The 15,360-nt window shown below is 60.2% G+C and carries 13 protein-coding genes; 4 read left to right on the plus strand and 9 right to left on the minus strand.

Features of this window, described 5'->3' with window-relative positions; translation table 11 throughout:
* Nucleotides 1–27: 27 nt before the first annotated feature.
* From ABK249_RS15085 to ABK249_RS15120, 8 genes are all read right to left on the minus strand, one after another.
* Nucleotides 28–2,376: a xanthine dehydrogenase family protein molybdopterin-binding subunit gene (locus ABK249_RS15085; RefSeq protein WP_227705103.1), complete on the minus strand. Its 2,349-nt coding sequence runs from the start codon at nucleotides 2,374–2,376 to the stop codon at nucleotides 28–30.
* 5 nt (nucleotides 2,377–2,381) lie between these two features.
* A complete protein-coding gene (locus ABK249_RS15090) occupies nucleotides 2,382–2,864 on the minus strand; it encodes a (2Fe-2S)-binding protein (protein ID WP_037150241.1) in 483 nt (160 codons plus the stop codon).
* Nucleotides 2,861–3,739, minus strand: a complete 879-nt coding sequence (locus ABK249_RS15095; protein ID WP_227702534.1) for an FAD binding domain-containing protein — start codon at nucleotides 3,737–3,739, stop codon at nucleotides 2,861–2,863. The genes ABK249_RS15090 and ABK249_RS15095 overlap by 4 nt, the downstream gene beginning before the upstream one ends.
* A 4-nt stretch (nucleotides 3,740–3,743) precedes the next feature.
* Nucleotides 3,744–4,841 (minus strand): ABC transporter ATP-binding protein, encoded by a 1,098-nt coding sequence (locus ABK249_RS15100; RefSeq protein WP_227702533.1) that lies wholly within the window; start codon nucleotides 4,839–4,841, stop codon nucleotides 3,744–3,746.
* A gap of 14 nt (nucleotides 4,842–4,855) precedes the next feature.
* Nucleotides 4,856–5,848: a carbohydrate ABC transporter permease gene (locus ABK249_RS15105; RefSeq protein ID WP_227702532.1), complete on the minus strand. Its 993-nt coding sequence runs from the start codon at nucleotides 5,846–5,848 to the stop codon at nucleotides 4,856–4,858.
* Nucleotides 5,849–6,727, minus strand: a complete 879-nt coding sequence (locus ABK249_RS15110) for a carbohydrate ABC transporter permease (RefSeq protein ID WP_037150329.1) — start codon at nucleotides 6,725–6,727, stop codon at nucleotides 5,849–5,851.
* A 199-nt stretch (nucleotides 6,728–6,926) separates the two neighbouring features.
* Nucleotides 6,927–8,255, minus strand: a complete 1,329-nt coding sequence (locus ABK249_RS15115; RefSeq protein ID WP_037150252.1) for an extracellular solute-binding protein — start codon at nucleotides 8,253–8,255, stop codon at nucleotides 6,927–6,929.
* 157 nt (nucleotides 8,256–8,412) lie between these two features.
* The gene (locus tag ABK249_RS15120; protein WP_200883945.1) at nucleotides 8,413–9,108 is read right to left on the minus strand and encodes a TetR/AcrR family transcriptional regulator; all 696 of its coding nucleotides are present in this window, start codon (nucleotides 9,106–9,108) and stop codon (nucleotides 8,413–8,415) included.
* Nucleotides 9,109–9,291: 183 nt separating this feature from the next.
* Between ABK249_RS15120 and ABK249_RS15125 the strand changes: the two genes are divergently transcribed.
* Nucleotides 9,292–9,603: an NIPSNAP family protein gene (locus ABK249_RS15125; RefSeq protein WP_037150255.1), complete on the plus strand. Its 312-nt coding sequence runs from the start codon at nucleotides 9,292–9,294 to the stop codon at nucleotides 9,601–9,603.
* Nucleotides 9,604–10,312: 709 nt separating this feature from the next.
* On the opposite strand, the gene ABK249_RS15130 is transcribed toward ABK249_RS15125, so the two are convergent.
* Nucleotides 10,313–11,287 carry an aldo/keto reductase gene (locus ABK249_RS15130; RefSeq protein ID WP_227702530.1) on the minus strand — a complete coding sequence of 325 codons (975 nt, stop codon included), beginning with the start codon at nucleotides 11,285–11,287 and terminating at the stop codon, nucleotides 10,313–10,315.
* Between the two features lie 179 nt (nucleotides 11,288–11,466).
* On the opposite strand from ABK249_RS15130, the gene ABK249_RS15135 reads away from it, so the two are divergent.
* The 3 genes from ABK249_RS15135 to ABK249_RS15145 all read left to right on the plus strand — a co-directional run bounded on the left by ABK249_RS15135 (nucleotide 11,467) and on the right by ABK249_RS15145 (nucleotide 15,318).
* Entirely contained in the window at nucleotides 11,467–12,501 is a 1,035-nt protein-coding gene (locus ABK249_RS15135) for a GntR family transcriptional regulator (RefSeq protein ID WP_227702529.1), read from the plus strand.
* Nucleotides 12,502–12,544: 43 nt separating this feature from the next.
* On the plus strand, nucleotides 12,545–14,080 hold the full coding sequence (locus ABK249_RS15140) for an ABC transporter substrate-binding protein (protein ID WP_227702528.1): 1,536 nt from the start codon (nucleotides 12,545–12,547) through the stop codon (nucleotides 14,078–14,080).
* Between the two features lie 62 nt (nucleotides 14,081–14,142).
* Nucleotides 14,143–15,318: a M24 family metallopeptidase gene (locus ABK249_RS15145; RefSeq protein WP_227702527.1), complete on the plus strand. Its 1,176-nt coding sequence runs from the start codon at nucleotides 14,143–14,145 to the stop codon at nucleotides 15,316–15,318.
* Nucleotides 15,319–15,360 lie beyond the last annotated feature (42 nt).

Below are 15,360 nucleotides of genomic sequence, written 5' to 3' on the forward strand. Positions count from 1 at the left end.
CGGTTCTGTCCTTTCAGCCAGGCGGGCTCACATGTGCTCGCGCAACAATGACCGCAGGTATTGCGGGGAAAGCGGCTGGCGGTCCGCCACCACGCCGAACGGCGTCAGCGCGTCGTTGACGGCATTGGTCAACGCTCCGATCGATCCCATCACACCGCCTTCGGCCATGCCCTTGATGCCGGCCGGCGTACGCTTGTTCGGTGTGTGGTTGTGGAGAATTTCGAAGTTCGGCAGCTCGCAGGCCGTCGCCACCAGGTAGTCGGCGAACGTGGCGGAGAGATTCTGCCCGTTCTCGTCGTAGACGACTTCCTCCAGCATGGCCCCGCTCAGCCCCATGGCGATGGCGCCCTGCTGCTGGCCACGCACGACGATCGGGTTGATGACGGTCCCGCAATCCTCCGAAACCACGTAACGGGAGATGCTGAGCATTCCGGTGCGGATATCCACCTCGACTTCGCAGGCGTGCGACGAGTTGGAATAGGTCATCGGCGGGGGATCGTAGGTCAGCGAGAAATCAAGCCCCGGCGCGATCCCTTCCGGCAGGTTTGTCGGGTCGAGATAAGCCGTTCTGGCGATGTCGGCGAGGCTGATCCCCGTTGCGTTCCATTCGCCATTGAGGAGCCTTTCCACCCGGCCGTCCAGGAGGTGGAGGTCGGATGCCGAATTCAGGCCGAGCTGGTGCGCGGCGATCCGCAACACGTGGTCGCGGGCTTTTTGCGCGCACAGATACAGCGAACCGCCGCCCGCCGTGCCGCCTCTCGCGCCACGGCTGCCCATGCCGTAGGGAGCCACATCGGTATTGCCGATATGAATCCGAATGCAGGAAGGGTCCACGCCCAATCCCTCGGCAACGGCCTGCGACATCGCCGTCTCATAGCCCTGGCCTGTTGCGCCGAGCCCGACCGAGGCGTTCACGACCCCGCTCGGTTCGATCCTGACCCACGCAGCCTCGTGCCCCGAACCGGGAATGCCGGTCGATTTGTAGAACGCGGAGCCGTAGGTGGTGGATTCGACGACAGTGCAAAGGCCGAGCCCGATATAACGTCCCTCGTTCCGCAAAGCCTGCTGGCGATTGCGGAAGGCGTCGTAGCCGACGGCATCGACCACTCTGCGCAATGTCTCTGCCGGCGTGATGTCCTCCAGCAGTTCGCCCGTGGGCATTCGATAGGGCAGGTCTTCCGCCCCGAGTATGTTGGTCCGGCGGACATCGAGGGGGTCGAGACCGAGCTGCCGAGCGACGGCATCGATCGTTCCGTCCATCACCCAGCTGGTGATGGACATGGGTGCCCGCATCGGGCCGTTCCCGCACTTGTTCGTCAGTGCGATCTTGACGTCGAAAGCATAGTCCTCGATCCGGTACGGGCCGGTCAGGATCATCGCTACGACGCGTGACATATAGTTTGCCGGATAGAAACAATAGGCTCCGAAATCCTCGGTGATTTCCAGTTCCAGTCCGAGAATTCGCCCTTCCGCCGTGACCGACGCGCGCGTGCGGCAGAAGTTTTCGCGCGCGTGGCTTGCTGCCATGAGGTTCTCGCTCCGGTCCTCGCGCCAGCGCACCGGACGGTTCAGATGACGCGCCAGGGCGGCGACCGTCAGTTCCTCCCGGTAAAGCGCGATCTTCTGTCCGAAGCCGCCTCCGACGTCGAGGGATATGACGGCGACCTGGCTTTCGGAAAGTCCAAGGCGGACCGCAAGCTGGCTGCGCAGCGGATGCACGACCTGACTGCCGGTATGGAAAGTAAGGTGCTCCCGCCCGGCGTCCCAGACAGCCACACAGCCCCGCGTTTCCATAGGCACGTGGGTCTGGCGATGCTGGTAGAACGAAGCCTCGACGACCGCGTGTGCCTCCTTGCGGCGCCGATCAACATTTCCGGCGGAAAAGCTCTGATGCGAAACGAGATTGGAAGGCAGCGTCTCGTCGACCAGGACCGCATTGCCGACAAGCGCATTTTCCAGCGAGGCGATCGCCGGCAGCAGTTCGTATTCGACGTCGACAAGTTCGGTGGCGTCCTCGGCGACGTACCGGTCCTTCGCTACCACAACGGCCACCGGATCGCCGTGAAACCGGACCTTATCGATCGGCAACGTCGAAATCTCGGTCGGATGAAGGCCCTCGATCGGCGGCGCCACCCGCAACCGGTTTGTCCATCTGTCGAGGTCTTCACCGGTAAAGACGCCGATTACGCCGGGCAGGTCGCACGCCGCTTCCGTTGAAATCTTCAGGATGCGCGCGTGAGCATGCGGCGAGCGCACGAAGCATGCGTGCAGAGCGCCGGGTACCACGATGTCATCAACATAACGCCCCCGCCCAGTGACGAGACGCTTGTCTTCCTTTCGCGCCAGCGGTTTGCCGATGTAGTGGAAGCCATCCATTTCGCTCACGGCCGCTCCTCGCGAATAGTTCTCGCCGCCTTCAAAACGGCGGCAACGATGTTCTGATAGCCCGTGCAGCGGCACAGATTGCCCGACAGGACGTCGCGCACGTCGTCCTCGCTAGGATCGGGCGTATCACGAAGGAAGGCTTCGAAGGTCATGATGATCCCGGGCGTACAAAAGCCGCACTGGAGTCCGTGCTCCTCATGCAGCGCCCGCTGCAGCGGGCTTAAATCTGTCCTTCCGACGGCCTCGATCGTCGTGATCTCGTGCCCTTCCATCTGGATGGCATAGGTCAGGCAGGCGCGTGCCGGTTGATCGTCGATCAGCACCGTACAAGCCCCGCAAACGCCGTGTTCGCAGCCGATATGCGTCCCGGTGAGCCCGAAATCCTCGCGCAACACGTCGGCGAGCAATTTGCGAGGTTCTACCGTCGCCTCCAGGGTTTCACCATTCACCGTGAGCGAAATCATCCGCGCGACGCTCATGCAGACGCCTTCCGCGAACGCGCCAACGCCGTCGCGAGCGCCTTTTGCGTCAGGGGCGCAGTCACCTCGCGACGAAAGACCGCCGGAATCTGCACGGTGTCTTCAGGCGCGACCGATTGCGCCGCGAATTCGGAGACCGCCTCGATCCAAGTGTCCTCCATGATCACGCCGGAAGGAGCGACTGCCGACAGGTCGAGCCGGAGGGGCACGGGCGCGACACCCCCGAGCGCAACGTGCAGGTCCCCCAGCCTGCCGGCGTCATCGAGCGTCAGGAGCACCGCGACGGCGACCACGGCAAAATCGCCGCGACGGCGGCTGAACAACTCGAATGCCCAACCGGCGTTGATTGGCAGGCGTGGATAGAGAACCGAGGTCACGAGCTCGCCCTCTGCGAGATCGACTGTCATTACCGACTTGAAGAAATCGCCCGCAGCAATTTCCCTCCGTCCGGAGAGTCCGTGCAAGACCAGTCGCGCGCCGCCGAGCACCGCGACCAGCGGCATCTGCGCGGCCGGATCGGCATGGGCGAGGCTGCCGCCAAGCGTGCCGCGGTGACGGATCGCATAATGGCCGATTGTCGCAGCCGCCGCCGCCAGCAACGGATGCGACCTCGCCACTTCCGGCGCGGTCGCCACCCGATGGTGCCGCGTCATCGCGCCCACCTCCAGCATGGCATCCGAAACCCTGATGAAATCGAGCTCCACCAGATCGTTCAGGTCGATCAGGTGCTCGGGACGGGCGAGCCTCATGTTCAGCATCGGACCGAAGCTCTGGCCGCCGGCGATGGGCTTTGCCCGTTCTCCGAAACGGGCGAGCAAACCCAGCGCAGCATCGAGCGTCTGCGGCCGATGGTAATCGAATGACGCGGGTTTCATTCTATCATCCGATCAGGCTCATTTCGCTCGCCGCATCGAAGACATGCAGCCTGTGGGCGTTCGCCGACAGCTTGATCACGTCTCCGTAGCTGTGGCGCAGGTCCTTGTTGACGCGGAAGAAAAGTTCCTCGCCCTCCACTTTCATGCCGAGGAACTGATCGGAACCGACCGGAAGGACGGAGGTTACCGTGCCGGCGATGACTTCGCCGTCTGCGGGCGTATCCCGTTCGTCGACATCCTCGGCGCGAATGCCGAGTTTCACCTTGCGGCCATTATGCGCCAGAAGCTGGCTTGCCCGTTCCGGCGCGAACGACAGCCTTGTCTCGCCCCGCACGAAGGCGACCTTTTGTCCTTCGACCACCAGCTCGCCTGTGAGATAGTTGATGGGCGGGCTTCCGAGGAACGAGGCGACGAAGGTGTTGGCGGGATGTTCGTAGATCTCGTCGGGGGTTCCGATCTGCTGCACGTGTCCGTTGCGCATGACGACGATCCTGTCGGCCAGCGTCAATGCCTCGGCCTGGTCATGGGTCACGTAGACGAAGGTCGTCTGCATCGAACGATGCAGTTCCTTGATTTCCGCCCGCATCGAAATGCGCAGCGCCGCATCGAGGTTCGACAGCGGCTCGTCCATGAGGAACACCGCCGGGCGGCGCACCATGGCGCGACCGAGCGCTACGCGCTGGCGCTGGCCGCCCGACAGCTGGCCCGGACGCCTGTCGAGGAGAGAGGTGATTTCCAGGCGCTGGGCCGCATCCCTCACCCGACGATCGATGTCGTCCCTGGGATGCTTGCGCATAATCAGGCCGAAGGCGATGTTCTCGTAGACCGTCTTGTGCGGATAGAGCGCATAGCTCTGGAAGACCATGGCGACGTCGCGATGATGCGGGGGCGTGAAATTGACGGTTTCATCGTCGAAGTAGAGGTTGCCCTCGGTCACTTCCTCCAGGCCGGCGATCATGTTCAGCGTGGTGGACTTGCCGCAGCCGGAGGGACCGAGCAGAACCACGAATTCCTTGTCATTGATCTCGAGATTGAGATTTTCGAGGGCGACATAACCGTTCGGATAACGCTTGGAGGCATTTTCAAATTCGATGCGAGCCACTGGCAAACTCCCTGTTACCCTTTCACGGCGCCGGCCGTGAGGCCGGAGACGATGTAACGTTCAAAGACGATGGCGATGATCACCGGCGGCACGATCGCAAGAAGACCCGCCGCGTTGATGAACGAGAAGCTTATGGTGAAATCGGACGTGAACGACGCCAGGACGATCGGCAGCGTCTGGGAGGAGACCGTCTGGGTGAACATCAGCGCCAGGAGGAACTCGTTCCAGCTGGTCAGGAACGCAAACAGGATCACCGCCACAATGGAAGGCAGCGACAACGGCAGATAGACATGCGTCAACGTCTGCAGGCGTGAGCAGCCATCGACGCGCGCCGCCTTGTCGAGCTCGTCCGGCAGGCTCTCGAAATACTGGATCAGGATGAACACCGTGAACGGCACGGTGATCGCCAGATAAGTGACGACGAGCGACAGGATGCTATCGAGCAGCCCGAGATTCTTGATGACCAGGAAGAAGGGAACGACGAGGGCGATATCGGGAATGACGCGGGTCGCGAGGATGAAATAGACGGACCCCGTCCGCCCCCGGAAACGGATCTTCGCCATCGCATAGGCCGCGGGAAGCCCGACCAGCAGGTTCAACACGACAACGAGGGTCGCGACGGCGAAGCTGTTGAACATGGCCGGCAGCAGGTTTTTGGCCGTCGACGGGATGAAGCTTCCCGAGGCCGGGTCCTGCCTGTTGCGGGTCTCATAGCTCACCGGGCCTTCGTCGGCCGTAAAGATCGCCTTGAAATTCCTGAGCGTCGGTTCGTCCGGTATCCAGTGCGGCGGCACCGAAACGATCTCGGCTTCGGTCTGCAGCGAGGACGATACCAGCCATGCGACGGGCATCAGGACGACCAGCATGATGGCAAGCGAGCCGGCGAATATGACCCCGCGGTGGAGCCACCTGTAGATCTCACCGCGCCGCTTGTAGTTGATCGAGCGCGGCGGGACGGGTCGCCCGGCCCGGCTCCCGTTGTCCGGGAGGTCGTGAAGGCTGGCCATTTACACACTCCTGCCGAGAATCTTGATGACGAAGTAGGCGAGCGCAAAGGTCACCAATGCCAGGACGTAGGACATCGCGGCGCCGGAACCGAAGGACAGGTTGCGGAACGTCTCGATGTAAATTTCCCACGACAGCACATGGGAGGCCGTGCCGGGACCGCCTTCCGTCAGAACGAAGAACAGATCGAAATGCCGGATGGAAATCATCGTCTCGTAGAGGATGACCAGCATGAAACCCGTGCGCATGGAAGGCAGCGTTACGTGAAGGAAACGCTGCAGGAGCGGCGCCCCATCGACTCGGGCCGCATTGTAGAGATCCTGTGGAATGGATTTCAGCGACACCAGCAGCAGGATCGTTGCCAAGGGGACTTCTTTCCAGACGAAGGCATTGGCGATCAAAGGCAGCGTTTTTTGCTGGTCACCGAGCCAGACCAGGTATTTTTCGATAAAGCCGAGCTGGTAGAGCAAGCCGTTGAGCGCGCCGTAGCCGGAATCGTAGATCCACTTCCACATCAGGGCGTCGGCGACATAGGGAATGGCCCAGGGAATCAACAGGATCGTGCTGACCAGGCGCCGTCCAGGGAACTTCTCGTTGAGGAGCAGGGCGGCCAGGAGCGCCAGCACCGTGATCGCCGTGACGGACATCACGGTGAAGGTGACGGTCCTCAACACCGCGGTCCAGAAAAGATCATCGCCGAACAGCTGAATATAGTTGTCCAGCCACACGAACGGCGTCCGGTTGGGACGCGTCAACTTGATCTGGAAGAGGCTTATATAGAAGGAATAGCCAATCGGGAAAACCGCCACCAGCCCGAGGACCGCCATGACCGGCGCGATGAAAACAAGTGCTGTACGGTCGTCATACGTAAAACGCCGCATCACCTTCGCGCCTATTCCGCCTGCCGTATTTGACATGTCGAGAAGTTCCACCAGATTCCGATATCGATGAGCCAACTGAGATCGATCCCGCCTAGACCTGATCGCGCTTCGCCCGAAACGTGTCCCCAAACCAGATACGGTGCCCCAGATCCCGCTTCCCGGCCGGCCACCCAGCCAGGAAGACTATCTGTCGATGTTATCAGGACTGGGACTTGAGATCGTCCCACTCCTTCCCCGACTTCTTCAACGCATCAGCGGCCGAGGCATTGCCGAGAACCGCCGACTGCCACGCGGAGCCGTTGACCTCGTTCCAGTCGCCGAACCAGGGCGTTATCACGTCCTTCTTGCGGGCGAGCGCCTGCTGTTTCTGGATCAGTTCCACATCGCCATATTTGTTGTAGGCGGCGCGCACGTCGGCATCCTGGAACAGCGGCTTGACGCCGAAACTCGAACCCAGATCGAGGAAAAGCAGCTTCTGGAATTTGTATTCGCCGTCCGCCTTGCCGCCAAACCATTCGATCAGCTTCGCGGCGTTTTCGGCACGGGCCTTGTCGGCGGCAGCCTGCGTCGACATGCCATGGAAACGCATCCAGCCGACCGTCGCGTGCGACCCGTCCTTGCCCTGCGGCATCAGCGCCTGCTTGGCGCGGCCCGCAATCTTCGACTGAGCCGGATCGTTAAGCATGGCCAGGCGATATTTCGGCAGAAGTGCAAAGGCATGGTTGCCGGCAGCAAACGCCTTCAGGCCGTTGAGCTCCCCCGTTTCCAGGCAGGCGGAGGAGACGATCTTATGCTTGTTGACCGCATCGACGATCCACTGGAGGGTCGTCAGGGCGCCGCCCTTTGCCTCCTGCATGACCGAATTGCCCTTGTCGTCGGTGAAGGCGCCGCCCTGCGAAAAGACCATTGCCGACATGAACTCGATGAGCCAGCTTTCCTTGGCTAGCGCCAGCATCAGCGGAAAATCGGAAAGGCCTTTCTGCTTCATCACCAGCGACTGCTCGACGACTTCGTCCCAGCTCGTCGGCGGCGCGGAAAACCCTGCAGCGGAAAGCTTTTCGGCATCGTACAGGAAGCCCATGTAGTCAGTGTAGTAGGTCAGGCCGTACTGGCGTCCGTTATAGGTCATCGAATCCGTACAAAACGGTTCGGCGTCGCCATTATAGGCCATCAGATTGTCGAATCCGTCGATCGGGGCGATCCAGTTGGCTTCGGCCCATTGCGGCAGCCAGCCGTCCGAAACCCACAGGACGTCCAGGGGGGCGCCGCCGGCAAATTTCGTGACCATAGCATCGGGATACTGTGCCCATGGCGCATTCGCGTAATCGACGGTCAAGCCCGTCTTCTTCTCGAATGCAGCGACATGGCTCTTGACCAGATCGACCGCAGCCGACCAGGTCTGCAGGTTGATGTTGCTACCTGCGGCACGCGCAGTCACGCCCGGCAGAGCCAGCGCGGCGCCACCGACCAAGGCCGAAGCCTTGAGAAATTCGCGCCGTCCGAAGGCGCGCCCTAATCCAGTTTTCATCTTTTTATCCCCTCGAATGCGCGACTGTGTCGCGTAACCGGCCCAAGGCCGCGGAAGCCGTCGGCCTCACGGGGAAAAGCTAACAACGTCTGAATAAGTCGTCAACTGACGACTTCAATAAAATGAATCGACCGTCGTACCAAGCGGCAGGGAAAAATCAGGCCTCGATTTTCGCGTACTGGGCAATCATGGCGTCGAAACCGCTCAAGAACAGGCTGACATGCATCTCGACGACCTGCTCCTGCGGGATGACCTGGCTCGCGTGGTAGATGTGCCTGCGAATCCCGTAGTGTGATATCGCACCGTGGATGATCCAGCCGATCTCGTGGATCGCCTCCGGTTTGACGTTAAGGGGCCTGCCCCGCTCATGGGCAGCTTCCGCCACGATCGTCTCCATGAGCTTCGTGATGATCGATGAAATATAGCTCGGCGCCATGTCCGCTTCGGCCAGCGAGGAGTACAGGAAAAGACGCAGCCAGCGCCGGACGAGCACCGCGTCCAGATATTCGTTATAGAAATCGCACAGCCGGTCGTGCATAGGCCGCGAACGGTCGCTAAGTTCAGCAAACCAGACGGCCTGAAAAGGACCGAGGATCGCCGTATCGTAGACCTCTCTGAGCAAATCTTCCTTGGTCGGGAAGAAACGATACAGAAGACGTTGGGAAATGCCGCAGTCAGCCGCCAGGGCGCGGGTTTGCGCCGTCAGTCCATACTCGGAGAACAGTTCCGTAGCCTTCTCCAGGATCTGGGCACGTCGCTCCATATAGGGCAGACGTTTTCCCTTTTTCTTCGAGGTACCAGGTTTCTTGGCAACAGCCTGGTTGCCTCGCAGATTGGTGGACTTGGCTTTCAACAGACCGTCGCTCCCCGCGATAAATGCATCGTGATTCTCGCCCTTTCTTAGCACGAGCAGGGCCGCAGCGATAAATCGAGCCTATTTTATCGTCAATTGACGAATTACTGTCCACTGTGCATTGTCAGAAGCAGGCTTCCACCGAAACATATCGAGCCGGTCTCCAGGAGAAGGACGTCGCTAATGATTTATGAGCAGCGCATCTATCAAGTAACGCCAGGCACCACCGGCGCCTTTCTGAAGGTATACGAAGCCGAGGGGCTTGGCATCATAACGCAATATGCCAAACTGGTCGGATGCTGGACGACCGAAAGCGGCACGCTGAATTCTGTTGTTTTCATTTGGGCCTACGACGATTTCGGCCATCGTTCGGCACAGCGCGCAAAGTTGGGAGCCGATGCCGCGTGGCAGGCGTTCGTGCCCAAGATTCTTCCCTTCCTTGTCCACCAGGAAAGCCGTTTCTTGCTGCCGACCGCATTCTCGCCCTTGAATTAACCTGTAAACTTAGAGATGCGGCCAAGGCGCCGGTGCGCATTTGCCCTCTCGGATGGCGGCGCGGAGGCGTGCGCAAGCGCCCCGTCGGATCTTCTAGATATGAAACGAAGCAAAGATGCTTGCACCGGAGCCAAAGATTACTGCGATTGGTAGGACGCCCGATATCAAAAATGGCCGGATAAACGACTATTGTGTATGGTTTTGACGATCTGAACCTTCCACCTTGTGCGCGACAAACAGCAAACCACTGAACCTACTGAAGAAAGCGCGTGCTCTCGCTTTCACTGGTTGCCTCTCGATGATCGCGTTCAAACCGCGACTTTTTATTCCTGTATGGTCGCGCCAGCCATCGAGATGGATTTTCGAGGACGCACCTGTCGGGCAACCGGCAGGCGCAACTGCGTCAAGCAGTCTTCTGCCACATATGGCTGACTGTGAGCCAAACCGCTGAGACAAGAAAATGAGGAGCACCGAGGCCAGCATAAAGTTCAATTTCTGAAGCCAATGCATTGAATTCATGTACATTCTCGCTTACGTGCATGAGCCGCGCTCTGCCGCTCGCAAAAGCTGCGAAGTTCTATGCCCCGCGAGCCGGTGTCGGGCACAATGTCGTCTCGTCAACTTGTCTGGAAATGCTCTGGAGTTCATCGAGATAGAATTGAAATGGCTCATTGCCGACCCAACCGACCAGAGCTCGGACCACCGCCGACTACACATGGCCGGCGATCGGTTTCGGCAGATAATGTTGTTCGAGCTCGGCCACGTCCTCTGCGGTCAGGCTGATCTCCAGTGCCTTGACCGCATCCTCAAACTGTTGCGGCTTCGAAATGCCCACGACGGGCGCGGTAATGGCTGGACGGGTTGCGACCCAAGCATAGGCAACCTGCGCCATCGGCTTTCCATGGCGCTCTGCAACGGCCTTAAGCGCTGCTATGACGGTGTCGTCGGCTGCCTTCGAGCGGTCGTAAAGGGCGCGTGCCGTACCATCTGTCTGGCCGCGCTTCGTCTGGTCTTGCGCGCGACCTGCAAGCCGCCCGCGCGCAAGCGGACTCCATGGGACGACACCGATGCCCTCGCTCAGGCAAAGCGGCAGCATTTCCCGCTCCTCCTCGCGGTAGATCAGGTTGTAATGCGGCTGCATGGAAACGAAAGGCGCCCAGCCGTGCTGGCGCTGCAGGCCGATCGCCTTCATGAACTGCCAGGCGAACATGGAGGACGCGCCGAGATAACGTACCTTGCCCGCCCTCACCACGTCGTTCAGTGCATCCAGCGTTTCATCGAGCGGCGTATCGTAGTCGAAGCGATGCAACTGATAGAGATCGATATAATCCGTTCCGAGACGCCTCAGACTGCCATCGACCGCCTCGAAAACATGTTTGCGCGATAGCCCGCGATCGTTCGCGTCGCTGCTCATAGGATTGTAGATTTTGGTCGCAATGACCAGCTTGCGCCGCGGCACGAGATCGAGCAGCACCCTGCCGACTATCTCCTCGCTCTTTCCCGACGAATACATATCCGCCGTATCAAAGAAATTGATGCCGAGATCGACCGCTCTACGGAGAATTTCAGCGCTGTCCTCATAATCGAGCACCCAGGGTGCCCACTCGCTCGATCCGAAGGTCATGCAGCCCAGCGCCAAGCGCGACACTTTGAGCCCCGTACGGCCGAGATTGACATAATCCATTGATACACCTCATGCTTCGGAAGCGCGAGAAAACGCGATATCATCCCTTCAATGAGCCATATAAATGGAAACTTTCCAGGCAATCAATCACTTTGCTGTTTGAATGAGCAAATTCTATCAGGGGGTCTTGTCATCCCCGGAATGCATGGTACGGTCTGTGTATCAACTGAGTATTACACATGTTCACCATCGATGCCTCCAGCATTGACCGCTCTTTGCCGGTGCCAGTCGGCAAGCAACTCTATGGGCTTCTGAGCTACATGCTTTCCTTCGGAGACATGCCCAGGGGTGTGAAGCTGCAATCCGTGCGTCAGCTTGCGGCAGAACTCGATATCGCACCGATGACGGTGGCGGAGGTCTACAAACAGCTACGGGCAGAGGGACTGGTGGAAATCAGGCCAGGCCTCGGCGCCTTCACGGTCTATGAGCCGAACCGGCAGGTCGGACGGGTCGCTCCGGCAAACCTCCTCGGCGCCGATATCGACAATCTGCTGGAGAAGGCGGAAAGTCTCGGCATCTCACCGGTCACCCTCGCCTCAATGGTACAGGCACAGGCAAGGCTCCGGAAGCCTCGAGCCTATCTTAATATCGTCTTCGTCGCGATCTTCGAGGCGCCGGCCCGCGACTATATCGAGCAGATCCGCCCGACGCTTGCCGCAAACGACACACTTGGCCTCGTGACTATTGATCAGGTGCGGGAAAGCGAAGAAATCCGCCGGCAATGCGGCGAAGCGGACCTCGTTCTCACCTTCGTACACCGCGAGGTTGAACTGCGCGGCCTCGTGCCGGATGCGAATATCCTGGCGCTGCGCTTTATCCCGTCGGAACGAACCCGCCAGTCGCTCGCACTTCTCGACCCGCGCACGAAAATCGCGGCCGTCACCCATCTCAAAGATTACATCGCCATCATGCGTCCCAGCGTCCGGGAATTCGCGCCCCATGTCTCGGATATTACGGTGACGTGGTCCGATGCAGAAGACCTTTCCGACATCATCGCCCGCTGCGACGTGGTGATCTACGCTTCTGGCGCGGACCATGTCGCGGATCTCGCCGGTCCCAACAAGCGCTGCTTCGAATATCGCCATGCGCCCGACCCCGGCGTGCTGGAAAACCTCCTGGCACCGGCGCTTGCCGAACTGCGCCACAATAAGATCGCCGACAAGACCCCGGACAAGATCTCCGACCTTGCATCGCGAAGAACGAGAAACCGCTGATATCCAACGCTTTGAATGAATCAGAACCGATAAGGGAACAGACATGAGCAAAGCACTATCGATCACGGCCACGGTCCTGCTTGCGGGACTTTCCTTCGCCGCCTTGTCTGCCGCGCAAGCCGCGACCGTAACCATCGGGACCGATGTCGATGCCGGCACGCTCGATCCGCGGCTTGCCCGCGATACGACGGCCTACCGCACCGCCGACCTCATCTATTCCGGCCTCGTCCACCTGACGCCGGGTTTGGAGGCGAAGCCGGACCTCGCCGAAAGCTGGCAGACGCCCGATCCGACGACTTGGATCTTCAAGCTTCGCCCGAACCTGAAATTCTCCGATGGCAGCCCGCTGACGGCCGATGACGTAGTCTTCACCTTCACGACCATTCTCGCCAAGGATTTCAATGCACCGATGCGCGCCCTCTATACGCCGATCTCGGTGGTCGAGGCAGTCGATTCGCAGACCGTGAAGTTCACGCTTTCCGCACCCTACGCACCGCTGCTCAGCTATCTCGACATCGGCATCGTTCCGAAGGCTCTGGTCGAAGGCGGCACCGATATCGCTCTGAAACCCGTCGGCGCCGGCCCGATGAAGCTCACCTCCTGGACACGAGGCAGTGACATCAAACTCGAGGCCAATCCGAACTACTGGGGCGAACGGCCGAAGGCTGACAAGGTCAGCATCAAGATCATCGGCGACGGCTCGGCTCGCGCCCAGGCCTTCGAGGCAGGCGACCTCGACATCATCCAGTCGCCGCTGGCCCCGCAGGACGTTAAACGCCTCGAAGCCGACAGCCGTTTCGGCCATGTCATCCAGGCCGGGCTCGGTGTCACATACATCAACTTCAACACCAAGGACCCGTTGCTTTCGAGCTTGAAGATGCGCCGGGCATTTTCGATGCTGATCGACCAGAGCACCATCGTCAACGACATCTATCAAGGCGTTGACGAAGTGGCTTCGTCGGTGGTCCTCCCATCGTCCTGGGCCTATTCCGCAGATGTCAAACAGCCGGGTTTCGGCATCGAAGGCGCCAAGGCCCTCTTCAAGGAAGAAGGCTGGAGCGACACGAATGGCGACGGCATCCTCGACAAGGGGGGGAAGCCGCTTGCCGTGACGCTCGCTACCCATAGCGAGGACAGCAACCGCGTCCAGACAATCGAATTCCTGCAGGCGAATTTCCAGGCCGCCGGGATTGACGCCAAGACGCAGATCAGCGACTGGCCCTCCTTTTCGACCAATTACGTCCAGAAGAGCCAACATCAGATCGCACTGCTCGGCTGGCTCAACATCGTCGATCCCGACCGCCTGCTGTTTGCACAACTCACCACCGGCGGCTCAACCAACTGGGGCAGCTATTCAAACCCTGCGGTGGACGATCTCCTGAAGCAGGGCCGCTCCGCAACCACGCAGGCCGACCGAGCCGCAGCCTACCAGAAGGCCGCTAAAGTCCTGGCGGACGAGTTGCCTTACTACATCGTTTCCTATCAGGGCTATCAGCTCTTCTACTCAAAGAGACTGCCTTTCGAGGTGCAGGCAACGTCGCGCGGCAACATGCGCGGCCTGATCGGCCTCAAGGACTGATATCCGTCGCGGGCTGGATATTCCCGGCGCGCTCCAAGCACATTGCAGCCCAGGGTATTCCGATGACTTTTTCACAGCGTCTCGGCGCGGATTTTTATGCGACGATCCATTGCGAAATCCGCGCCCGCATGGAAGTGGCCGGCATCGATCTGCTGCTTTTAGATTCCAATGACGATGTCATCTACACGACCGGCTTCTCGCATTACACAACCGAGCGACCCGTCGTCTTCGCCATTACCGCAACGGACGCGTTTCTGCTCATCCCGGAGCTCGAGCGCACGCATGCGGCGCACCAGAAGATCGCGGCGGAGCCAGTCGTCTATTTCGAGTTTCCAGGCATCGATCCGCCCTTCGCGGTGCTCGGCCGGGCCTTTGCTGGCTTCAAGGGCACTGTTGCCTATGGCCATGCGATCTCGCTTGCGCGCGTAAAGCCGATCGAAACGGCTTTTCCGAACGCCGAACGGATAATCCCCAGCAATATCGTGCAGCAGATGCGGCTCCGAAAATATCCCGAGGAGATCGCCCTCCACCGCGAAGCGGCCCGCCTTTCGGATCGGATGGTCGAAGCCGGCGTCGAACTGATCCGTGAGGCCATGCGCAGGGGGGGGCCGCTGCCGAGCGAGGTAGAGATCGAGTCTCACGTCTCCCGGCACGCCATGCGAACGATGCACGAGGAGCATGAGGACGTCATGCTGGTGCAGGGGCTGGCGAGCGGTCTGGTCTATTCCGGCGCCCGATCCGCCTTTCCGCATGGCATGCCGACTGGCAACCCGGTCAAGATCGGCGAGAGCATCATCCTATCACTCGGCTGCCGGGTCGGCGGACGGGCGGCTGAAAGCGAGCGTACTTTCTTCGTCGGCGAGCCGTCGAAACTGCAGCTGCAACATTATGCCGTCGCCTTCGAGGCGCAACGCATGGCGACCGCAGCACTGATCGCCGGCCATACCTGCGCGTCGGCCGACAACCTCGCGCTTGCCTATATCCGCGACAGCGGAATGAGCAATTGTCTGCTCCACCGTGTCGGTCACGGCATGGGGATCATGTTCCATGAACCGCCATGGGTGGAAGGCGGCGATCAGACCATTTTCGAACCCGACATGATCACCTCGAGCGAGCCCGCGATCTTTGTTCCGGGTTTCGCCGGTTACCGCATTGCCGACACCGTGCTGATCGCGGAGCAAGGGCCGGACAGCATGACGCTCTATCCCCGTAAACTCGAAGACGTCATCATTTCCTGAGGTCACGAACATGGGTTTTAGCCAACGGGAGCTTCACTATGT

The sequence above is a fragment of the Neorhizobium phenanthreniclasticum genome (assembly GCF_040066075.1).
GTDB lineage: Bacteria > Pseudomonadota > Alphaproteobacteria > Rhizobiales > Rhizobiaceae > Neorhizobium > Neorhizobium petrolearium.